Below are 19,880 nucleotides of genomic sequence, written 5' to 3'. Positions count from 1 at the left end.
TTGAAACTTAAGAAATTCTTAAGATTTTTAGTAACTAAAAGTAAAGGATTGCTGTGTAGAATAAAGGTAATTTCAAATATATGCCATGCTATAATGCAGAAGGGAGTGTGAGGAAATGAATGATTTTAATGTGCTAGTTGTAGATGATGAAAAAGAAATTCGCGATGCGATTGAGATCTATTTAAAAAATGAAGGAATAATCGTTGTTCAGGCTAGAGATGGAATTGAGGCTTTAGAGAAATTAGATGAACAGCCTATCCATCTTATTGTGATGGACATTATGATGCCAAAGTTAGATGGTATCTCAACCACCTTTAAAATACGAGAACAAAAAAACATACCCATCATTATCTTAAGTGCAAAGAGTGAAGATACAGATAAAGTACTTGGACTGCAGATTGGTGCTGATGATTATGTGACAAAACCATTCAATCCTTTGGAGTTGATCGCTCGTGTCAAATCTCAGCTAAGGCGTTACGTAACTTTGGGTACATTTGAAGGCAAAAGGAATTTCATCGATCTGAACGGCCTAACTCTCGATAAAGAAGCAAAGGAAGTTGCTATAAACGGTGACTCTGTAAAACTAACTCCTATAGAATACAAGATTGTGGAGTTGTTGATGTCATACCCTGGAAGAGTTTTTTCCATTAATGATATTTATGAGCGAGTTTGGAAAGAACCTAGTTATAATGCTGAGAACACGGTTGCCGTACATATTCGAAAAATCAGAGAAAAGATTGAAATCGATCCGAAAAATCCTAGATATTTAAAGGTGGTATGGGGAATTGGATATAAAATGGAAAAATAGAATAAAAGTCTTGGGTTGGATCGTATTGTTAACTTTTGGGTTAAGTGGGATCGTCTCAATACTCGAGAACGGACATTGGTATTTTAAGAAAGATTACTTTCATACAGAAGAATTTAACGCAGAGTTCGAGGAATTTATCAATTACTTGAGTATATCTGAAATTAATTATCTATCTAAAGATGAGCTAAAGAACAATATTAAGGTTTCAAAAGAAGAAATAGAAGAACATCGTACTCGCTATGGAAGTTTGTCAGAGCAAGTAGCGGATATCAAAAGCCAATATGAGTATCAGATTGATGAAGCAAAGGCAGCGGAAAACGAAGATGTTGTGAAGCTTTATGAACAACAAAGAGATGCAAAGATAAAAGATATCATGGAAAACTTCAAAAGTGACGAACACATCGAAGCAAAAATTGTGAAAGAAAAGGAAAAGCAAGTAAATAACTTTGTTAAAGAAAGACAACGTTTTCTCTCTGACTATGACCCTAAACGACTAGGTTTTAATTACTATTTAGTGGATTTGAATACAAAAGATGTGTATTCAAATGTTCGGACGGTAGATCGTCCAGAGGATCTTAAGGGAAAATCTAATCTATTTACTCGTGAATACTCCTCATCATCTGAAGAGGGCAATTTAGTCATAAACGAACAAGACTTTTTTACCGATTACGACTATGACGAGTATTTGACACAAAATACAAAGTACCTTCAGGGTATCATCACACTACCTAAAGAAGGAAGCTGGTTGCAAAAGCAAGTAGATGATTTTGAGAAGAGACAGTCTTTCTTTTATGGGATCTCGGTTGCTAGTATACTGATGCTTATCACGGCGATCTTATGGGGGAGAAGACTTCACCCAATTAAGATGATCACATCTTCGGATAAAAAGAACATCTATCGGAAATTACCGATTGATATTCGTTTAGGAAGTATAGTGATCTGTATGTTTTTTGCATTAATGGCCATCGTCATGAATGCCCAAAACTACGATCATCTTGCATTTTCAATCATGTATAGTGATGGTCTGTTTGAATTTCTGATTACAGCGTTTGTGGTAGGTATCACATTAGTTCAAGGGGTATGGATTTACCGTGATGTGAATAACAAACCGTTGTATAGAGATGCGTTCATTATTAAGTCAGCAAGATGGGTTTATCGATTAGTTTCTGATGCTTTTTACAACAGAAGTGTTGGAATTCAAATTATGTTGCTTCTCCTTGTCATCTTTTTGTCAGGTTTTGGTGCAGCTGTTGTATTCTTTCAACCTATGGCGTTTGTCGTTTATTGCATTCTCTTTTTGTTCTTTACTTTACCCGTACTCATCTACCTTTTTAAAAGAATAGGGTATTTTAATAGAATCATTCAGCATTCTAAAGAACTTGCTGCAGGACAGATGGAACAAGATCTGCCTCATAAGGGAAAATCAGCTTTAGCAATGTTAGCAGGTAACCTTAACCTACTCAAATATGGTGTGAAAACGTCTAAACGGGCTGAAGCTAAAAGTGAAAGGCTTAAGACGGAACTAATTACAAATGTTAGTCATGATTTAAGGACTCCGTTAACATCCATCATCACATATACAGAACTCTTAAAATCACAAGAAGTAACAAAAGAGGATCAGAATGCTTATCTAGAAATCATAGATCGTAAGTCAAAACGTCTGAAAATTTTAATTGACGATCTATTCGAAGTTTCTAAGATGGCAAGCGGGAATTTGGAATTGGTTAAACATAAGGTGGATATCGTTCAGTTGCTGCAGCAGTCAATGGCTGAATATAACGAAACCATTAAGGAATCATCATTAACTTTCAGACTAGCAACACCTAATTCACCAATATATGCTCATGTGGATGGACAAAAAATGTGGCGTGTCTTTGATAACCTAATCGGCAACGCATTAAAGTACTCTATGGAGAATACTAGAGTATACGTGTCCGTTTCAGAAGAAAACGAAAAGATTATTGTTTCTTTTAAAAATGTCTCGAAGTACGAATTAGGCGGAAACTTTGAAGAATTATTTGAACGATTCAAACGCGGAGACACATCACGTCATACGGATGGTTCTGGATTAGGGCTCGCTATCGCAAAATCAATCGTAGATCTTCACGAAGGTAGCATGGATATCGATGTTGACGGTGATTTGTTTAAAGCGACGATTGAATTGGACGCGGTGATATGATGAAAGTGAACAAAAAGTTCTTACTGGGTGTGACCATTGTGATGCTAAGTATATTCGGTTTTGCAGATAATGCAGGAAGTCCTACTATGAAGGAATCGGTTCATGTTACTGAGATACTTCCAATAAGTGAATAAATTTTGAAAGCACTTCTTCTAGTCGAAGAAGTGTTTTTTATTTGTTGATACGTTGAAGTGAGGGGGAGTTGTTACTTGAAATTGGAAACGGACAGATTAACGAGGGAATTGGACAGATTATGAACGGAATTGGACAGATAAAATGCTTAAACGGACAGATTTCATTCGAGATCGGACAGATTATCCTTTCAATCGGACAGATTAGCTGAAAACTTCTATATTAAAATCCCACGTAGACAAAAAAAGACCAGATATTATCCGGTCGTTGTCCCATTTTCAAATGAATCTACACTCTATTTACTGTTGGATTTCAAACATATAACGATTCGTCTGCACACTCACTCCGAGTACAATACCCATTAACATCATGTTAGATAAGAGCGAACTGCCTCCATAACTTAGGAACGGTAAAGTAACCCCAGTTACCGGCAACAGTCCAATATTCATTCCGATATTCTGAAAGATCTGGAAAGAAAGAAGCCCTATAATCCCTGAACACATATATCCGCCAAAGGAGTAGTTCGACTTCACTCCTAAGATTACAATCTTATAGATCAATAAGAAAAACAAACTGACCACGATGGATGTTCCTAGAAAACCTGTGTCTTCACCAATAATGGAAAAGATAAAATCAGTGTGAGCTTCAGGTACATATATGATTCCTTCCATCCATCCCTTACCGGAATACCAACCTGAACCGATCGCTGTAATCGCTTGTTTCGTTTGGTATCCTTGGTCGGTGTATTCATATGGATTCAACCATCCGTTAATTCTGCTTCTTTGGTGTGGAAGAAGAAGTACGAGCAATTTAGTCTGGAAAAAATCATTAAATTTAAAATAGATGACAAGTAATGTAGTCAAAAGGATGGAAGGGAGTGAGATCACAGCCAAAATAATCTTCCAGCTAACACCTGATATGAATATGATGGACAGAATGATGGAAAGGTAGAGCATGATCATTCCAGAATCTGGCTGTATGGCCACAAAGATGACAGGAGCTAAACTAGCTAATCCCATTTTGTAAATCAAATACAGATCCGATTTTAATGTCCGCTGAATATATTGATAATTGTGAGATTCAACGATATTACTCAGTACTAAGATTAAAGCGATCTTCATGAATTCAGATGGCTGAAAAGAACCAAGGAAAGGTAATTGATACCACGCTTTTGAACCGTTGATCGGCTTTGCAATACTTTCTGGTGCAAAAATTAACATCACGATAAAGAATAATACAATGCCATAAAAGTACCATGACATTCTTTTAAGCTGCTCAAAATCTAAGCGTGCAATGGCGAGCATTAAAAACGTACTAAGGGTGTACCAAAAAATCTGCTTCGGAACAAAATTATCGTTATATTGACCAGATTGTTGGCCGCTATATATGAACATCAAGCTGATAATTGATAATAAGAAGAGTATAAATAGAATTCCGTAATCTAACTTATCTATAAATGTTTTATTGTTTGGAGTTTCCATGTAACACACTTCTTTCTTTTTTCATTATTTTACCAAAAATAATGATACCACAATTTGGTTAAAATGATGCAAGTTAAAGCGATTTCGATATGTTGACTTCATAAAATAGTGTGATAAAATTACCTTACGACCGTTCGGAAGGTGGACTATAAAATGACTTACGATCAATTAAAACAAACAGCACTCGTCCAGTTTGCACATCTTGGTTATGAAGGGGCCTCTTTGTCGGTAATCGCAAATGAGGTAGGAATAAAAAAACAATCGATCTATACTCATTTCAAGAGTAAAGATGATCTCTATATAGAAACGTTTCATGATGCAACTGATTGTGAAATTGATTTTGTAAAACAATTTATTGAAAATCAGCAATTTTATGAGCTAAAAGATATTTTGTTCAGATTTTTGACGGAGTACTTAGAACGATTTGAGCAAAACAATAATATGAAATTTTTTATGCGAACGTCTTTTTACCCGCCTGTTAAGCATGAAGAAGTGATTAAAGTTGGAAGCAATAAATTTGTTGATCGATTAGAGAGTTTGTTTACGGCACTTTTTGAAAAAAATTCGGATACACTAAGAGCGGATGTTACTCCGGAAGCTGCAGCTCTTTCCTTTTTAACGATGTTAGACGGACTTCTTGTAGAATTAATCTATGGAATTCCAGAACGTTTGCAAAAAAGGTCTAAACAGTCGTGGTCCGTTTTCTGGCGGGGTATTAGTTGTGAAAGTGGTGAATTATAATGAATCGTTCTTGGGGTTATGTCCTTTTAGGTTCAGTGTTTGAAGTGTGTTGGGTGATCGGACTAAAGCATTCTAACAATATGTTAACTTGGACGGGGACAATGATCGCGATCATCTTCTCTTTTACATTGCTTATCCTGGCCACGAAACATCTACCTGTAGGTACCGTATATGCTGTATTTACTGGCTTGGGGGCAAGTGGAACTGTGTTGATGGAGATGCTTGTTTTTGGAGAACCATTTAAAATGCTAAAAATCATACTGATTCTCGTGCTTCTTGCAGGAGTTATGGGACTCAAATTAGTAACAGGAGAACCAAAATCAGAAGGAAGAGTTCAATAATGGGCTGGATCTTTCTGGTGTTTGCAGGTCTTTTCGAAGTGGTAGGTGTAACAGGTATGAACCTAGTTGCTAAGAAGAGAAACATTCTATCTTTTCTTGTTCTTGTTGTAGGGTTTAGCAGCAGTTTTCTTCTGTTGAGTCTCGCTATGCAATCTTTGCCTATGGGAACGGCTTATGCAATCTGGACTGGAATCGGTACAGTGGGTTCTGGGATTGTCGGAATCTTGTTTTATGGTGAATCAAAAAATGGACTAAGAATTCTTTTTATGGCAATGGTATTAAGTGCTGCAGTTGGACTTAAACTGATCAGCTAAGAAGGAATTCTATAGAAGTTAATAGAATACCCTGGTTATACACTTTAAGTAGAAGAGGGATCACCTTGGGAATTCATGATACGTTTCGATTTGGTGCGCATGCTATGATATTTAATCATGAGAATCAAGTGCTTTTGTTAAAACGAACCTACGGAAACAAAGGTTGGAGTTTACCTGGAGGTGCTGTTGATCCGGGTGAAACGATTCATCAAGCATTGTTTCGTGAATGTAAAGAGGAGCTTGGGATCGATGTCATGCATCCTATACTAATCGGAATTTATTATCACAGTAAAATAAATACACAAGCAGCGATCTTTCGATGTGAAATTCCAGAAGATGCAAAAATTGTGCTTAGCACTGAACACTTGGATTTAAAGTGGTTCGATCTAGCAGCATTGAGTGAAAGTCAGCGAATTCGTGCTGAGGATGCTCTGCATTTTCAGGGACAAGTCTTGAGTAGAACATTCTAATGATCATGATTTTGCTATAGAGCATTTCTTCCTAACCGGAGAAGTGCTTTTTAATTTGAAGTAATAGTTACGAATACCTAGAAAATTCGTCTTTTTGACAAGGATATGATTAAAAGTTGTCGAAAATCATGTAAGACAGGTAAATCTAGGAAGTAGGGAACAGAATGTTAGAGTCTATACAAAGCATGTGCTTACATGTGGTCTTTATCCTTTTTACAATCCTTATTTATCAAGTGTTCTTTAATGAAAGAGATGAAGAACGTAGAAAAGTTACATCGAAATACTATCTGCTTATGCTGATCATTCTAGTTTTCACGATGAGTCAGCCAGTCGTTTATTCTGAGATCTATAAATATGATTTTAAGTCTGTAGCCATCATATTGTCCTTTTTATACGGTGGAAAAAGGGTGGGTTTTTCAAGCTTCCTTGTCCTTCTATTGATGGCATACTTTACAGATCAAAACCTAGCAGTCTTACTAGGAAACTACATGGTGCTCTGTTTATTGTTATTGCCAATTACACGACTCTTTCATCGGTATGGCATCAAAGGAAAAGTTACTGTAATCAGTTTGTTCTACTCACTGATCCCTATTACGCGAGGAATTTCACTTTTAATAAAAGGTGACGAGCAGGAACTCTTTTTCGAGTTGAGTTCTTCCCTTATCGTTTTGGCAACGCTAATTGCAGTCGTGCATTTGATTGAAAATATGAAAGAGCAGATTGAAATGAGACAAGAGCTCGTTCGTACTGAAAAAATGAATGTTGTCAGTCAGCTTGCTGCATCTGTTGCACACGAGATTCGAAACCCCATGACTTCAGTAAGAGGGTTTATGCAACTCATGCAAAAAGAGGAGTTAACGAAAGAACAGCAGATGTACATCAGTATCTCGATTGAAGAGCTTGATCGGGCGCAGGAAATCATTAATCAATATTTAGCGCTGGCTAAACCACAAACGGATCAATATGAGATTATTGATCTAACCTCAACCATTCAACAATCAATTGATGTGATGCACTCTTATGCCATTTTGAACTCTATACATATTTCGCAAAACGTTGAACCTTCTCTGAAAATTGAAGGACTCAAGCTGGAAATTCAGCAGGTATTGATTAACATTATTAAGAACGCCATTGAAGCAATTAAGTCAAAAGGCGAGATTAAAATAATAGCCTACCATGATATGAGCGGATATATATGCATCAAGATTAAAGATAATGGTGTGGGCATGTCCACTGATCAATTGAAAAAGCTTGGCAGTCCCTATTATTCTACGAAAGAAAAAGGAACAGGACTTGGTTTAACGGTTTGTCACCAAATTGTAAAGCAGATGGGTGGACGAATTACGATTCATAGTGAGTTAAAGAAAGGTACCTCCTTTACGATTAAACTGCCTTCAAAGTGATGGTAATATCAGTAGTAGGTTTGAATGATAAAAGAGGATAGATCTATTATTTTACGAAGAAAATTAGTAGCAGCTTCTATATCCGGTACGATCTATGCCATCATCTTAGGGTTTTCTATCCCAAATCCTTTTGAAGATGAGTCATTTGATTCCGTGTTAAATTATGTATATGCAAGCATTGGGATGATTCCTGTTTATATGATGTATAGCTTTCCAGCGATAGTAACTTATGGTGTATTAACATCAGCTCTTAGTGAGAAAGTTGGAGAATTTATTTCAATTAAATCTGGAAATAGTAACGCAGAACTTATTATTTCTTTGGCATTGCACATGATTTTCGGTTTAATCTTGCTTTTGTTTAGTTTAGGCGCTGCTGTTTTGTACTTTGTTACAGATAGGATATTAAAAAGAAGAAATAGGAACATAAAGTGGTATGACGCATTAACTAGTCTGTCCATACCTGTCCTTACATGGTTTGTTACAATGGGAACAGTTTGGATTATGGAATTGTGAGAAAATATCGTTTAACCCCAAGAGGTGTGTAGATGGAACTGAAAATTGCAAAGTACAAGGAAACGGATACAGAGGAGATTATTAAGCTGTTTTATGAAACTGTACATACCGTAAATGCAAAAGACTATTCATTACTAGAGTTGGATGCTTGGGTATCCTTTCATGAATTACAATCTAAAGTGAAGTCATGGAAGGAATCATTCTTAAACAACATAACGTTTGTAGCTAGGAATCTTGATGGAATAGTTGGTTTCTGCAATTTAACATACAGTGGACATTTAGATCGACTGTATGTTCATAAGGATTACCAACGACAAGGAATAGCTTCGGCATTAGTAAATATGATTGAATCGGAAGCAAGGAAATTAAATGTATTAAGTATTGATACTGATGCAAGTATTACTGCTAAAGTATTTTTTGAACAGCGAGGTTACCAAGTAGTTTCTCTACAACATGTAGTTCGAAAAGGTGTTACTTTGATAAATTATAAAATGACAAAAAACTTATGTGAATAGAAATCATTTCAGCAGAACAAAAAACGATCAGAAAAAATTCTGATCGTTTTTTGTGCTAATAAATAGTCTTATAATTTTTGAGAAAGAGAGAATGTTCTTCCATGCTCAGCTTGCTCTACTGATTTTGTGGACAATCCAACAAATACAGCCGTTAGTGCTAGTGAAGTAATAATGATACCTGCAGCGAATTTTTTCATTTTAGTGCCTCCTTTTTTTGTAAAGCGCGTTTTGCTTCGTAAGACTCTTTAAAATAATAACTAGCTTTATTGTGGTTCTCTTTGGTGAAGAAGACCTGTGCAAGTTCTCCAGCATAATCTTCTACGAAACCAAAGAGTTCGTGTTGTTTAAAATAGTCGTTTCCTTCTTTAACAATACGTTCAAGCTCATTAATATCTGTTGCCTGATTTAAGGCGTTCAGTATCTTAAAGTGATGAAGATATTCTTCATTCGCGAGCTCGATTCCTTTTTCATAGAAAGGTATTGCTTTTTCTTCATTATTCAATCGATAATATTCTCGAGACAATAAGAAGTGGGTCTTATAAAAGGCTTCTTCTTCTTCAAATACCTCTAACAAATAGCGTACTGCCAGTTCGGACATGTTTTGTTCAGCATACAGATAACCTATGTTGTATTTGATCAGTGATGTATATGACTGATCAATACGCTTTGCGAGATCAAGAGCACAGAGGAAATGTTCTTCTGCTTTTCCATATTGTTTCAATGATAGAGAAGCAAGTCCCAATACATTTTCACAGCCGGATTGAAGCAGTTCAAAATCTTCTGCTTCAGATAACGTTTTCAAAGCTTCGTTTGCATAATCCAATGCTGTGAGTGGCTGGCGGATGTGATAATACAAAACGGCAGCTTTATGATAGAAATCGGCTCTCACGATATCATCCGTTATGCTGTTCAATACGTTTAATAAGTTAAACGCCCGGATAAAACGTAATTCTGCTACTTCATAATTTCCTTCGGCTGTTAATAGCATTCCGGTAATTAAGTTCATATAGTACCCAAAAATATCTGTTCGATTCAAATGAACATCATTTAAGGTATCGAGTATGGCATGAGCAGAAGTAAGTTCTTTCTTCAATATTAAGTAACGGCTGTTTAATAGTTGATAATATAACTGTGTAGTAGGGTCTTTAATCTGTGTGATCTCACTTTTAATCTCGTTATGTATGCTCTCAGATTGTTGTATGTGATTTGTCCGGATGGCTATATGCCACCGCTCGAGTGACTGTGTGATGGGCTCTCTAGTTCCGACGTTCATGGAAAACTCCTTTCTATAAGACTTGTAATTTAAATCTAACATAAAATGGAAAAGTAAAACTTGGGAAAATTAAATGCTAGAGGGTAGCATAATGTGACATGAATCACGCCAATTTTCCCAATAATCTGACACTGTGGACGATATCTTATGATTTCAAGATTATTGAATACGGAATTATGAGGGTGGAAGGACTATAATACCTTTTATTGAATTAAGGTTTATACAGAAAAATAATAGAATAACAGGGGTGAAGGGGTGAGGAAGCTGTGTTTTTTAATAAAACGTCTCAATATGGAGAAAAACATCATGTTTGTTACTTAAATGGGAAGGTCACTTTTCAAGGTGTTTCCTTAAACGTTTATAGTTATCTCGTAGATGGTGTATTGATAGATACTGGTGCCAAGTCTTTACATAAGCATTTCAAACCCTTTATAGATGCAGCTGATTTTGATCAAGTATTCATTACACATTTTCATGAAGACCATACAGGGTGTGCGAGTTATATAGAAAAAACAAAAAAAGTTCCCATTTATTTAGATGAAAAAACAATGGATTATTGCGCGAAACGGGCCAAATATCCACTGTATAGACAGTTTTTTTGGGGAAGAAGAAAACCATTTCATGCAGAAAAAATGAAAACTGAACTTCAATCTAGAAACGCAATGTGGGATGCAATACCTACACCAGGTCATGCAATAGATCACCACGCTTTTCTAAATCGAGAAACGGGTCAATTGTTCACAGGTGATCTGTATGTAATGGAAAGGACGAAAGTGGTTCTCGAGGAAGAGAGTATTCCTACTATCATTCAATCATTAAGGCGGGTTTTAACGTATGATTTTCAGGATGTGTTTTGCAATCATGCTGGGTTTGTTCGAGATGGAAGAAAGGCACTTGAACGAAAACTTCAATATCTTTTAGATATTCAACATGAAGTATTAACTTTACAAAACCACGGTGATCCACCAGAAGTCATTTGTCAGAAGCTCTTTCCGAGAAAATTTCCGATTATCAAATTTTCAAGAGGTGAATGGGATTCTATTCATATTGTTCATTCAATCATAAACGAAAATCATGGTATACACACATAATTCATTTAGAAAAAGAGGTAAGGCAATGCCGACGAAACTAGAGAAAAAAATAACGATTCGTACCGTTCGTGTTGAGGATGCAGAAGCTATTATTCAAATTCATCGTGCAGTGATTTCTGAACACGATTATTTTATTGCACTACCCACTGAATTTAAAAAGACGACAGAAGATCATCAAGAATGGATATCTAACATTCTGAACCATGAACGAGAGACCATGCTTGTAGCAGAATACGAAAACAATGTGGTGGGATGGATCGTTTTTCTGTCACATGAAAGAATGAGGATGCACCATATCGGTTCGTTTGCTATTATGTTACAAAAAGAATGGAGAAATAAAGGAATTGGAAAGTTAATGATTCACGAGCTATTATCATGGGCTGAAAAGCATCCGCTCATTGAAAAAGTTACGTTAGGAACGTTTTCAACTAATACTAGAGCAATAGAATTGTATAAAAAACTAGGATTTATAGAAGAAGGGCGGAAAGTAAAAGAATTTAAGTTCGGCAACGGCGAGTATGTTGACGATGTTTTGATGTATAAGTGGGTAAAGTAAATCCAGTGATACGAGGGAACTTCTTACTAATGAAGTTCCCTTTTTTCATTATTGATTTATCTTTGTTACTAGCTTGTTTCTTATAAATGTTATAAGGAATATTATCCCTGCAACGATTGATGTATAGATCATAAGTTCAGCATTTGTTATGGAGAACACTTTTAGAAGGAGAGCAGAATACGCAAACGTAGTTGTTGTAAAAAGTTTTGAGACAGCAGCAACAAATATGAACCTGCTGAAACTTACTCCGCTTAGACCTGCACCGATACAGATGATTTCATCAGGAAGCACAGGGATAACAAACATAATGACTAGAAAGAGCACTTCGTTTCTTCGTACATAATTTTGATATTTAGCGAGTTGTTCCTTTTTCACGATTCGAGAGACCAATCGTTGCCCACCCCATCGTGCTATAATGTACATGACTACAATACCTGAGAGTGTTCCTATAAACCCTAAATAAATGGCGGTCACAGGACCGAAAACGCTGCTTGCACCAGCGACTGTAATTACTTCGGGAAGTGGAAGAATTATGGGTTGTGCAAAACAGATCACTAAATAGATCCATTTAGCTGTTGATTCATGAAGTTGTAATAATTTTTCAAAACCATATACGTCGGTTACAACCAACAATTTAGTAAGATAGAACGTTATGAATATGACACTACTTACTGCGAATAGATACAAGCATAGAAGCCTAGTAACTTTTAGGAATTGTCTATTCTTTTTAGTCAAGATGATAAAATCGCTTATGAAGATGAATAAGCAGAATATAAGACCCACCACTTGAAAGACTGGTGTAATGGTTGGGAGTAATTTAAAAAGTGTAACGATTGTTAAGGATGTTAAAAGCACGTGCAACGCAACCTCTAACGTTATTTGTTTTTTTGTGAGTATGTGAGTCATGCCAAGTCTCCATTCTATGTAAACGATAGGTTTAGTTTATACATTGAACGTACCTTGTGACAGTTGCTGCAGATGTAAGTGGATTAAGTCTAGAGACGTATATTTAGAAGTGACGAAATATTATGACAATTTTCGCGAAATATATAGATGGATGAATCATTAAATGGTAAAATATTACTACGCGGTACTAATGTTAGGGACATTTGTACGGTATGAATAATTTTGGGGTCAAAAATTATGAGGAGGTATTGAATGAAGCGTAGAATTGTGCACGAAAAAGTGGAAAAATATTTAATAACGAATAAGACCATTGCCATTCATCCATTTATTAATCAGTGGGGAAGGGTTTGTGCAGAAATTTATGAAGAAGACGCAGTCATCCTAGTTGAAAAAAAGCCTTTCCGAATTATTAAAGATTCTTGCCCGTACTATGGAAGTACATACGATGGCAAAAAAGATGCAACCCAGATCCTGTTAGGGAGGATGTGCTTTCCTCCTATCATGATTGACACGAAACTTGATATTTTCTTCTTTCCCACGAAATCACCACGAAAAGACTCCTGCATCTGGCTCTCACAGCCGCATATTGATGATATTGAATCAATTGACCGGAAAAAAGTTAGAGTTATTTTCTCCAACGGAATGGACCTACCTATTGAAAGTACCTCCCGAGCCCTTAAAGGCAAACTCCATCGAGCAGCTCATTACAGAAGTGTATTAATAAATCGAATCAATCGAGATCTAGAAAAGGATAAAGAAATAAGTTTGAAAAACAATGATTGGATCTTAACGTAAAAATCATAAAAACTTGAGCGCCTGATGAGAATTTCAGGCGTTTTTGTTATGTGAAAGAGTGAAAGTTACAATGATTAACGGGTAATCTCTTCATTAAAACTTTCTTGTAAACCTGTATACTTATTGATGTTAAAAGAGTTTGGGCACACTAGTCATATAATTATCACATTTTATCGGCTTTCAAATAATTTATAATTATCATATAATAAAGATATTAAAGACTTAAACATTAGTAATACTAGTTGAAACGGTTTTCATAAAAACAGAAAAAACACGTAATCAAATTGTCTTTTCTTGAGGATGAGACGATGGCTTTTTTCTGTAAATTTTAGGTGAAAAGGTTGATAATGATGAGCAACAGAGAAACGAACACAGACGTCCTTTTAATCGGCGCTGGAATCATGAGTGCTACATTAGGAACGATCTTAAAAGAAATAGCTCCAGAAATGAAAATTAAGGTATTTGAGAAACTTGATAAAGCAGGAGAAGAAAGTTCCAATGAGTGGAACAATGCTGGAACTGGGCATGCTGCACTTTGTGAACTAAATTACACATCGGAAAAACCAGATGGATCGATTGATATTTCAAAAGCCATTGAGATCAATGAACAGTTCCAAGTATCGATGCAGTTCTGGTCTTACCTTGTAGAACAAAAGTTAATTCGCAATCCAGAAGATTTCATCATGCCATTGCCACATATGAGTATGGTTCAAGGAGAAAACAACGTTCAGTTTTTAAAGAAACGTATGGAAGCGCTAACAGAAAATCCTCTTTTTAAAGGGATGGAATTCTCTGATTCTCCAGAGAAATTAATGGAATGGATTCCGTTGATCATGGAAGGTCGTTCTTTAGATGAAAGCATCGCTGCTACCAAGATTGATTCGGGAACTGATGTTAATTTTGGTTCACTCACTCGTATGTTATTTAGTCATCTGCAGAACAAGAATGTAGATGTCAAATACAAACATAGCGTGGAAAACTTAAAGCGTACGAGCGATGGCTCTTGGGAACTGAAGGTTAAAAATCTAAACTCTGGTTCTGTTGAAAGACACACAGCCAAGTTTGTTTTTATTGGTGGTGGAGGGGGAAGTCTTCATCTTCTCCAAAAATCCGGTATTCCTGAAGGAAAGCATATTGGTGGTTTTCCGGTAAGCGGAATCTTCATGGTATGTAAGAATCCAGAAGTGATTGAGCAACAGCACGCGAAAGTATACGGAAAAGCTAAAGTTGGTGCACCACCAATGTCTGTTCCTCATCTGGATACACGATATATTGATAATAAGAAATCGTTATTGTTTGGACCATTCGCTGGATTCTCGCCAAAGTTCTTAAAAACAGGATCTATGCTTGACTTAGTCACTTCTGTAAAACCTAATAACGTTTTAACGATGTTAGCTGCAGGTGCTAAAGAAATGTCACTAACAAAATACTTGATTCAACAAGTGTTGTTGTCAAAAGAACAGCGTATGGAAGAATTACGAGAATTCATCCCAAATGCTAAGAGTGAAGATTGGGATCTTGTCGTAGCTGGCCAACGTGTTCAGGTCATCAAAGATACGGAATCGGGTGGAAAAGGAACGCTTCAGTTCGGTACAGAAGTGATCACATCCGCTGATGGTTCGATTGCGGCCCTACTTGGCGCATCACCTGGTGCTTCCACTGCTGTTCACGTTATGCTGGAAGTGTTGAACAAATGCTTCCCACAAGAAATCGGAAAATGGGAGCCAAAGATCAAAGAGATGATTCCTTCTTATGGCCAGCGATTGATGAACAATCCTGATCTGTTGAAGAAGGTTCATTCTTCAACAGCCCGTACTCTAAAACTTGATGCAAAAGAACCCACTTTAGCAGATTTTTCGGAAATAGAACCTACAGTTTTACATGAAAAGATTTAGACTTACTGTTCAAAAGAGCCTTAATGAAAGGCTCTTTTGCTTTTTTTATCATTTGTAAAGGAGTTACCGACCTTTTTCAAGAATGCTAAATATAACTACAGATAGACTAGGAGTTATAGAGATGAATACGGTTAAACACAATAGCAAGGCTTGGGACAAAAAGGTAGAAGATGGTGTGAGCTATACAAGGCCAGTATCAAAAGAAATTATTGAAAAAAGTAAATTAGATGATTGGCATATTACCGTTACAACTGAAAAGTCTGTTCCTAGAGGTTGGTTTCCGAAGTTACTACATGGAGTTAAGGTGCTTTGTCTTGCTTCTGGAGGCGGTCAACAAGGTCCTGTGCTAGCTGCGGCTGGTGCAGAGGTTACAGTTGTAGATATATCCCAAAAACAGTTAGAAAATGATCAGATGGTGGCAGAAACAAATCATTTAAGTCTAAGAGTCATACAAGGAGATATGTGTGATCTTTCTATGTTTGATGAAGGGGAGTTCGACTTAATTGTTCATCCTGTTTCAAATGTATTTGTTGAAGACATTTCTCCTGTTTGGAGAGAAGCGTCACGTGTATTAAAAGACCGAGGTGTACTTATATCAGGTTTTACAAATCCATTATTGTTTATATTTGATGATGAAGAAGACCAAAAGGGAAATCTAGTGGTAAGTAACAGCATTCCTTATTCAACTCTTGATTCTATGACAGAAAAAGAGAAGTCCGCCTATCTTATGGCAGATGAGACGATAGAATTCGGCCACACATTAGAGAACCAAATACAAGGGCAGATTGATGCGGGTTTTGTGATTACTGGATTATATGAAGATGACTTTGGTGGAAGAAGACCGATCGATTCCTTTATTAAAAGTTTTGTAGCCACACGTGCGGTTAAAATGAAACTAGATTAAAGAGGTGAGAACTAGCTTAGAGGTATATTCAACTAAGCTAGTTTTCTTCATTTTTGGATAGATAATTCTTAGCTAAATAATAAGCGCTTACCATAAACAACTGTGTAACTTTATGATCTTCTATCAACTGCTCTATATGATCAAAAGGGATAATCTTAAGCGTTACATCTTCATTTTCATCTAAGTTTTGGGAAGACGACTGGAAAGCATCAAAGATTAGAAACGTTAAAACCTTATTGGTCTGTGTAGCAGGATTCACCATGAATTCTCCAAGTAAGATCGGTTTGTTTAATGAAATGAAACCTGTTTCCTCTTGAACCTCTCTAATGATTCCTTCCTCATAAGATTCATCTTCTTCTACTTTTCCAGCTGGAATCTCTAAATAGAAGTCATTACCAGGATGACGGTATTGTTCAACAAGCACGATCTGTTTTTCTTTAGTTAATACTATTGCATTCACCCAGTCAGGATATTCGTGAACATAATAGTTATCTATTGTCTCACCGTTAGAAAGCTGACAGCTATCTGTTCTTAAATGACCAAAAGGCGTTTGGTAGATATATCGTGTTTTTATTGTTTTCCATTTTGCCAAGTAAATTCTTCCTCCTCATGGTTTACTGAATATTTGCGGATCCTTTCTAACTCACTTTTCATAGTCGATAGTTCATTCCGTATTTGCAACAGCTCTTTTGAGTCATTAATTCCAGTTCTTACCGCGAAATAGATAACCAAAAATAAAATCAAATAACCTGATAGCGCGAATAGAATCTCCATACTCTTAACCTCCTAATGTGGATGAATCCCACTCTTCTCGAAGAATGCCCATCCTGATCGAGTCATAATACTCTCCATTGTAATAACGACACTTTCTCATTCTTCCTTCCATTTTCATGCCAAGTTTTTCACCAACCTTAATCATCCGCTCATTCCCTGACCAAGTTGTGTATCCCACCCGAACAAGTGGAAGCTTATTAAACAAGTGGTTGATCCATAAAATAAAGGCCCTTGTGCCATATCCTCCGCTCCAATAATTAGGATTGTAGATACCAATCCCCATCTCTAACCAGAGAGAAGGCTCGTGCTCCCAATAATAACTCACGGTTCCAATTACCTCGCCAGCCACTTCTATCGCCCACCGTTGTTCATGATCAACATAGTGATCTTTGTTCCACATAAATTCTTCAAAAGGAATTTGTTTGTGCTCAAAATATGGAGCATCCCATTGTTTCCATTCTGGTGCCTTCTCTTTATAAATGAGTTCCCAAAGCTTGGGGAGGTCCCTGTCTATAATTGGTCTGATACGTAACTCGTTATCGTAATATGACATTCTATTCCTCCGTATTTTATGAACATTTCTTTATCATTTATGATACCATTATTTGTAAAGGTAATTTTATATTAATTTGGGGGATTTATGAAACTTAAAATCATACATACGAACGATCTTCACAGTCATTTTGATAACTTTGCAAAAGCAGTAACGCTCATTCATCAACATAAAGACGAAAACACTTTACTGGTGGACGCAGGTGATTTTGCAGATTTCAAGAGTATTGAACTTCAAGGAACTAAAGGAATTGCCGCGGTGGAGCTTCTCGAGACTGCTGGTTATGATTTAATAACGATTGGCAACAACGAGATGTTTAATGGGGCAGACACGTTGGAACATATGGCTACAAAAAGTACAGTTCCTTTTATCAGCAACAATCTTTTCAAGAAAGATAAAACGATGATTCCTGGTGTTCAATCAAGTGTAATCCTGAACAAAAATGGACTTCGTATTTTCGTGACTGGCGCATCCCCTGACTTAGGCGCTTTTAATGACGGGCTAGGGTTTCATGGAGAAAATTACATTATCGCCATTGCCGAAGAACTGGAGCGAAACCGCGGTAAATACGACCTTTGTATCCTACTAAACCATGTTGGAACGCTAGCAGATACAGATTTAGCAAAAGAAATCTCTGGCATCGATGTGATCGTTTCTTCACATGATCACGTTTTATATAGAGAAGCACAGGTAGTCAATGGTACGTTCATCGTAAGTGCAGGAAACTTTGGTGAACATATTGGTGTATTAGAACTTGAAATAAACGGTACGCACAAAACGCTTTTACAATCCGCGGTTTATAGCACATTAGATTCGAAATCAGATGAAGAGATTCTTTCTATTCTTAAACGAAGCAAAGAAACGGCAATTGAGATCTTAGGAAAACCGTTATATGGAATGGAAGAACCGTTATGGCACGATGTGATCAATGAAAACCCGATCACAAATCTTATCGCAGATGGGTTAAAAGACATGCTGAATACCGATATAGGCTTGATCAACAGTGGGATTGTTAACGCTGGAATCTTTTCTTACGTTTCACATAAAAAATGTATCGAAATTTGCCCATCACCCCTCAATCCAACATCTTTTGAGATTCAAGGTAAATACATAATTGAAGCAGTTCAACAATCACTTAATGTTCAACATTGCTTACAAGATGGAAGAGGACCAGGCTTCAGAGGGAAGTATGTAGGTGGTCTGCATCTATCAGGCGCAGAAGTTGTTCATGATGGAACGAGAGTCGTTGAAATGAGAATAGGCGATGAACCGTTAGATGAAGAGCGATGGTATTCGGTTGCTTCTTCAGATTATCTCCAACGAGGTTCAGGTTATCCATCGCTTGCCCACAATCGGAACGAGTTTTACCGGCCAGAAGAGATTAAAGAGGTAATTGAAATTTATGCTGAGAAAAAAGAGTTTGTAAGTAGCGCTTTTAATACCAGATTTACTGAACTACAGAAGATTAAGGGGTGACAATAACATGGAATGGGTTACATTTTGTATGGCTGCGACAGCCTTCATTATTGTGTTTCAGGAAATAGAAAAGCGAAAGAAACTTGAAAAGCGACTTCAACAGTTAGAAGATCAGCAAAAATAAATGCCAAAGTGACTTAGGGGGATTGTTGTCATGGAAAGATGTGTGTATTTTGAAGATACCTTTTTCTCGTCAGGTAAAACTGATATTTATAATGCAGAGCATCAGAAACAAGGTGTCCTTGATCTAAGAAGCGCATTTTCTTCAGGTGTGAGTATTGAAGATGCATCCGGAAGGTTAATCGTTGAAGGGAATTTTCCTTTCTTATCGGGAAAATGGGTGGTTAAGCAATCAGACGGCAGGGAACTCGGTGTTGTAAAATCATCGTTTGCGTTATTTTCTAAAAAATATCATTACATAACGAATGTGCAAAATTATGAAATTGAAGCTCCTGCTTTTTCAAAAGAGTATACCGTTTTTGATGAGAACAAGGAGGAAGTAGCGACGTTTAAAAAAGTGAATGGATTTTTCCAAGCTTCTGCTTATGAGTTAAAACACACTTCAGATCGATTGTTAACAGAAGAGCTAATTGCTGTTGTAATGGGAGTTAATGCGATCGAAAAACGAAAACGATCTTCAGCCGGAGCTGGTGCAGGAGGCTCTGGCGGCTGAACTTACTAATAAAAGAAGCTTTTTACTTAATGTTTTGAGAACATTGAGTAAAAGCTTCTTTTTTATTTGAGTGATGTCCATTTGAGG

At 36.7% G+C, this 19,880-nt stretch carries 25 protein-coding genes; 18 read left to right on the top strand and 7 right to left on the bottom strand.

Annotated features, from left to right (window positions below; genetic code table 11):
* Positions 1-115: 115 nt before the first annotated feature.
* The 4 genes from ABE65_RS10935 (at position 116) to ABE65_RS21875 (ending at position 3,330) form a co-directional block, all read left to right on the top strand.
* On the top strand, positions 116-808 hold the full coding sequence (locus ABE65_RS10935; protein ID WP_066394690.1) for a response regulator transcription factor: 693 nt from the start codon (positions 116-118) through the stop codon (positions 806-808).
* A complete protein-coding gene (locus ABE65_RS10930; RefSeq protein WP_066394687.1) occupies positions 786-2,987 on the top strand; it encodes a sensor histidine kinase in 2,202 nt (733 codons plus the stop codon). Before ABE65_RS10935 ends, ABE65_RS10930 begins: the two co-directional genes overlap by 23 nt.
* On the top strand, positions 2,984-3,121 hold the full coding sequence (locus ABE65_RS21880) for a hypothetical protein (protein ID WP_153237103.1): 138 nt from the start codon (positions 2,984-2,986) through the stop codon (positions 3,119-3,121). Before ABE65_RS10930 ends, ABE65_RS21880 begins: the two co-directional genes overlap by 4 nt.
* A gap of 68 nt (positions 3,122-3,189) precedes the next feature.
* Positions 3,190-3,330: a hypothetical protein gene (locus ABE65_RS21875; RefSeq protein WP_156499159.1), complete on the top strand. Its 141-nt coding sequence runs from the start codon at positions 3,190-3,192 to the stop codon at positions 3,328-3,330.
* 88 nt (positions 3,331-3,418) lie between these two features.
* On the opposite strand, the gene ABE65_RS10925 is transcribed toward ABE65_RS21875, so the two are convergent.
* Positions 3,419-4,600 (bottom strand): FtsW/RodA/SpoVE family cell cycle protein, encoded by a 1,182-nt coding sequence (locus ABE65_RS10925; RefSeq protein ID WP_066394686.1) that lies wholly within the window; start codon positions 4,598-4,600, stop codon positions 3,419-3,421.
* Between the two features lie 153 nt (positions 4,601-4,753).
* Between ABE65_RS10925 and ABE65_RS10920 the strand changes: the two genes are divergently transcribed.
* The 7 genes from ABE65_RS10920 (at position 4,754) to ABE65_RS10890 (ending at position 8,897) form a co-directional block, all read left to right on the top strand.
* Positions 4,754-5,341 carry a TetR/AcrR family transcriptional regulator gene (locus tag ABE65_RS10920; RefSeq protein ID WP_066394685.1) on the top strand — a complete coding sequence of 196 codons (588 nt, stop codon included), beginning with the start codon at positions 4,754-4,756 and terminating at the stop codon, positions 5,339-5,341.
* Positions 5,341-5,682, top strand: coding sequence for a DMT family transporter (locus ABE65_RS10915; RefSeq protein WP_066394683.1), 342 nt, complete (start codon positions 5,341-5,343; stop codon positions 5,680-5,682). Before ABE65_RS10920 ends, ABE65_RS10915 begins: the two co-directional genes overlap by 1 nt.
* Positions 5,682-5,996: a DMT family transporter gene (locus ABE65_RS10910; protein WP_066394681.1), complete on the top strand. Its 315-nt coding sequence runs from the start codon at positions 5,682-5,684 to the stop codon at positions 5,994-5,996. The genes ABE65_RS10915 and ABE65_RS10910 overlap by 1 nt, the downstream gene beginning before the upstream one ends.
* Positions 5,997-6,061: 65 nt before the next feature.
* Entirely contained in the window at positions 6,062-6,466 is a 405-nt protein-coding gene (locus tag ABE65_RS10905) for an NUDIX hydrolase (protein ID WP_066394679.1), read from the top strand.
* Between the two features lie 164 nt (positions 6,467-6,630).
* Positions 6,631-7,869: an ATP-binding protein gene (locus ABE65_RS10900; RefSeq protein ID WP_066394677.1), complete on the top strand. Its 1,239-nt coding sequence runs from the start codon at positions 6,631-6,633 to the stop codon at positions 7,867-7,869.
* A 24-nt stretch (positions 7,870-7,893) separates the two neighbouring features.
* Positions 7,894-8,382: a hypothetical protein gene (locus ABE65_RS10895; RefSeq protein ID WP_066394672.1), complete on the top strand. Its 489-nt coding sequence runs from the start codon at positions 7,894-7,896 to the stop codon at positions 8,380-8,382.
* A 38-nt stretch (positions 8,383-8,420) separates the two neighbouring features.
* Positions 8,421-8,897: a GNAT family N-acetyltransferase gene (locus tag ABE65_RS10890; RefSeq protein WP_066400042.1), complete on the top strand. Its 477-nt coding sequence runs from the start codon at positions 8,421-8,423 to the stop codon at positions 8,895-8,897.
* Positions 8,898-8,965: 68 nt separating this feature from the next.
* Here ABE65_RS10890 and ABE65_RS22335 read toward each other — a convergent pair whose 3' ends face one another.
* Together ABE65_RS22335 and ABE65_RS10885 are read right to left on the bottom strand one after the other, a co-directional pair.
* On the bottom strand, positions 8,966-9,094 hold the full coding sequence (locus ABE65_RS22335) for a hypothetical protein (protein WP_260858542.1): 129 nt from the start codon (positions 9,092-9,094) through the stop codon (positions 8,966-8,968).
* A complete protein-coding gene (locus ABE65_RS10885; protein ID WP_066394670.1) occupies positions 9,091-10,170 on the bottom strand; it encodes a response regulator aspartate phosphatase in 1,080 nt (359 codons plus the stop codon). The genes ABE65_RS22335 and ABE65_RS10885 overlap by 4 nt, the downstream gene beginning before the upstream one ends.
* A gap of 266 nt (positions 10,171-10,436) precedes the next feature.
* Between ABE65_RS10885 and ABE65_RS10880 the strand changes: the two genes are divergently transcribed.
* Positions 10,437-11,261, top strand: a complete 825-nt coding sequence (locus ABE65_RS10880; protein ID WP_066394668.1) for an MBL fold metallo-hydrolase — start codon at positions 10,437-10,439, stop codon at positions 11,259-11,261.
* A 25-nt stretch (positions 11,262-11,286) separates the two neighbouring features.
* Entirely contained in the window at positions 11,287-11,817 is a 531-nt protein-coding gene (locus ABE65_RS10875; RefSeq protein ID WP_066394663.1) for a GNAT family N-acetyltransferase, read from the top strand.
* A 48-nt stretch (positions 11,818-11,865) separates the two neighbouring features.
* On the opposite strand, the gene ABE65_RS10870 is transcribed toward ABE65_RS10875, so the two are convergent.
* Positions 11,866-12,723, bottom strand: coding sequence for a TVP38/TMEM64 family protein (locus tag ABE65_RS10870; RefSeq protein WP_066394661.1), 858 nt, complete (start codon positions 12,721-12,723; stop codon positions 11,866-11,868).
* 252 nt (positions 12,724-12,975) lie between these two features.
* Here ABE65_RS10870 and ABE65_RS10865 point away from each other — a divergent pair, with 252 nt between their 5' ends.
* The 3 genes from ABE65_RS10865 to ABE65_RS10855 all read left to right on the top strand — a co-directional run bounded on the left by ABE65_RS10865 (position 12,976) and on the right by ABE65_RS10855 (position 16,317).
* Positions 12,976-13,518 (top strand): competence protein ComK, encoded by a 543-nt coding sequence (locus tag ABE65_RS10865; protein ID WP_066394658.1) that lies wholly within the window; start codon positions 12,976-12,978, stop codon positions 13,516-13,518.
* 350 nt (positions 13,519-13,868) lie between these two features.
* Positions 13,869-15,413: a malate:quinone oxidoreductase gene (locus ABE65_RS10860; protein ID WP_066400039.1), complete on the top strand. Its 1,545-nt coding sequence runs from the start codon at positions 13,869-13,871 to the stop codon at positions 15,411-15,413.
* A 121-nt stretch (positions 15,414-15,534) separates the two neighbouring features.
* Positions 15,535-16,317 carry a class I SAM-dependent methyltransferase gene (locus ABE65_RS10855; RefSeq protein WP_066394656.1) on the top strand — a complete coding sequence of 261 codons (783 nt, stop codon included), beginning with the start codon at positions 15,535-15,537 and terminating at the stop codon, positions 16,315-16,317.
* Between the two features lie 37 nt (positions 16,318-16,354).
* Here the strand turns inward: ABE65_RS10855 and ABE65_RS10850 are convergent, their stop codons facing one another.
* From ABE65_RS10850 to ABE65_RS10840, 3 genes are read right to left on the bottom strand one after another with little or no spacing between them, the layout of a single operon-like run.
* Positions 16,355-16,909: an NUDIX hydrolase gene (locus tag ABE65_RS10850; RefSeq protein ID WP_066394653.1), complete on the bottom strand. Its 555-nt coding sequence runs from the start codon at positions 16,907-16,909 to the stop codon at positions 16,355-16,357.
* Complete coding sequence (locus ABE65_RS10845) at positions 16,888-17,091, bottom strand: hypothetical protein (RefSeq protein ID WP_066394648.1); 204 nt, start codon at positions 17,089-17,091, stop codon at positions 16,888-16,890. The genes ABE65_RS10850 and ABE65_RS10845 overlap by 22 nt, the downstream gene beginning before the upstream one ends.
* A 4-nt stretch (positions 17,092-17,095) precedes the next feature.
* Positions 17,096-17,644 carry a GNAT family N-acetyltransferase gene (locus ABE65_RS10840; protein WP_066394645.1) on the bottom strand — a complete coding sequence of 183 codons (549 nt, stop codon included), beginning with the start codon at positions 17,642-17,644 and terminating at the stop codon, positions 17,096-17,098.
* A gap of 87 nt (positions 17,645-17,731) precedes the next feature.
* Between ABE65_RS10840 and ABE65_RS10835 the strand changes: the two genes are divergently transcribed.
* Together ABE65_RS10835 and ABE65_RS10830 are read left to right on the top strand one after the other, a co-directional pair.
* Positions 17,732-19,120: a bifunctional metallophosphatase/5'-nucleotidase gene (locus tag ABE65_RS10835; protein ID WP_066394643.1), complete on the top strand. Its 1,389-nt coding sequence runs from the start codon at positions 17,732-17,734 to the stop codon at positions 19,118-19,120.
* Positions 19,121-19,274: 154 nt separating this feature from the next.
* A complete protein-coding gene (locus ABE65_RS10830; RefSeq protein WP_066394641.1) occupies positions 19,275-19,793 on the top strand; it encodes an LURP-one-related family protein in 519 nt (172 codons plus the stop codon).
* Positions 19,794-19,880: the final 87 nt, after the last annotated feature.

Source organism: Fictibacillus phosphorivorans (genome assembly GCF_001629705.1).
GTDB classification, from domain to species: Bacteria; Bacillota; Bacilli; order Bacillales; family Fictibacillaceae; genus Fictibacillus; species Fictibacillus phosphorivorans_A.
This window is presented reverse-complemented; position numbering and strand designations above follow the sequence as displayed.

Coding starts and splice junctions, on each gene's coding strand:
- ABE65_RS10900 (WP_066394677.1), top strand. CDS start 6,631: ATGTTAGAGTCTATACAAAGCATGTGCTTACATGTGGTCTTTATCCTT.
- ABE65_RS10855 (WP_066394656.1), top strand. CDS start 15,535: ATGAATACGGTTAAACACAATAGCAAGGCTTGGGACAAAAAGGTAGAA.
- ABE65_RS10865 (WP_066394658.1), top strand. CDS start 12,976: ATGAAGCGTAGAATTGTGCACGAAAAAGTGGAAAAATATTTAATAACG.
- ABE65_RS10840 (WP_066394645.1), bottom strand. CDS start 17,644: ATGTCATATTACGATAACGAGTTACGTATCAGACCAATTATAGACAGG.
- ABE65_RS10830 (WP_066394641.1), top strand. CDS start 19,275: ATGGAAAGATGTGTGTATTTTGAAGATACCTTTTTCTCGTCAGGTAAA.
- ABE65_RS10920 (WP_066394685.1), top strand. CDS start 4,754: ATGACTTACGATCAATTAAAACAAACAGCACTCGTCCAGTTTGCACAT.
- ABE65_RS10925 (WP_066394686.1), bottom strand. CDS start 4,600: ATGGAAACTCCAAACAATAAAACATTTATAGATAAGTTAGATTACGGA.
- ABE65_RS10895 (WP_066394672.1), top strand. CDS start 7,894: ATGATAAAAGAGGATAGATCTATTATTTTACGAAGAAAATTAGTAGCA.
- ABE65_RS21880 (WP_153237103.1), top strand. CDS start 2,984: ATGATGAAAGTGAACAAAAAGTTCTTACTGGGTGTGACCATTGTGATG.
- ABE65_RS10875 (WP_066394663.1), top strand. CDS start 11,287: ATGCCGACGAAACTAGAGAAAAAAATAACGATTCGTACCGTTCGTGTT.
- ABE65_RS22335 (WP_260858542.1), bottom strand. CDS start 9,094: ATGAAAAAATTCGCTGCAGGTATCATTATTACTTCACTAGCACTAACG.
- ABE65_RS10885 (WP_066394670.1), bottom strand. CDS start 10,170: ATGAACGTCGGAACTAGAGAGCCCATCACACAGTCACTCGAGCGGTGG.
- ABE65_RS10910 (WP_066394681.1), top strand. CDS start 5,682: ATGGGCTGGATCTTTCTGGTGTTTGCAGGTCTTTTCGAAGTGGTAGGT.
- ABE65_RS10845 (WP_066394648.1), bottom strand. CDS start 17,091: ATGGAGATTCTATTCGCGCTATCAGGTTATTTGATTTTATTTTTGGTT.
- ABE65_RS10870 (WP_066394661.1), bottom strand. CDS start 12,723: ATGACTCACATACTCACAAAAAAACAAATAACGTTAGAGGTTGCGTTG.
- ABE65_RS10915 (WP_066394683.1), top strand. CDS start 5,341: ATGAATCGTTCTTGGGGTTATGTCCTTTTAGGTTCAGTGTTTGAAGTG.
- ABE65_RS10835 (WP_066394643.1), top strand. CDS start 17,732: ATGAAACTTAAAATCATACATACGAACGATCTTCACAGTCATTTTGAT.
- ABE65_RS10860 (WP_066400039.1), top strand. CDS start 13,869: ATGAGCAACAGAGAAACGAACACAGACGTCCTTTTAATCGGCGCTGGA.
- ABE65_RS10935 (WP_066394690.1), top strand. CDS start 116: ATGAATGATTTTAATGTGCTAGTTGTAGATGATGAAAAAGAAATTCGC.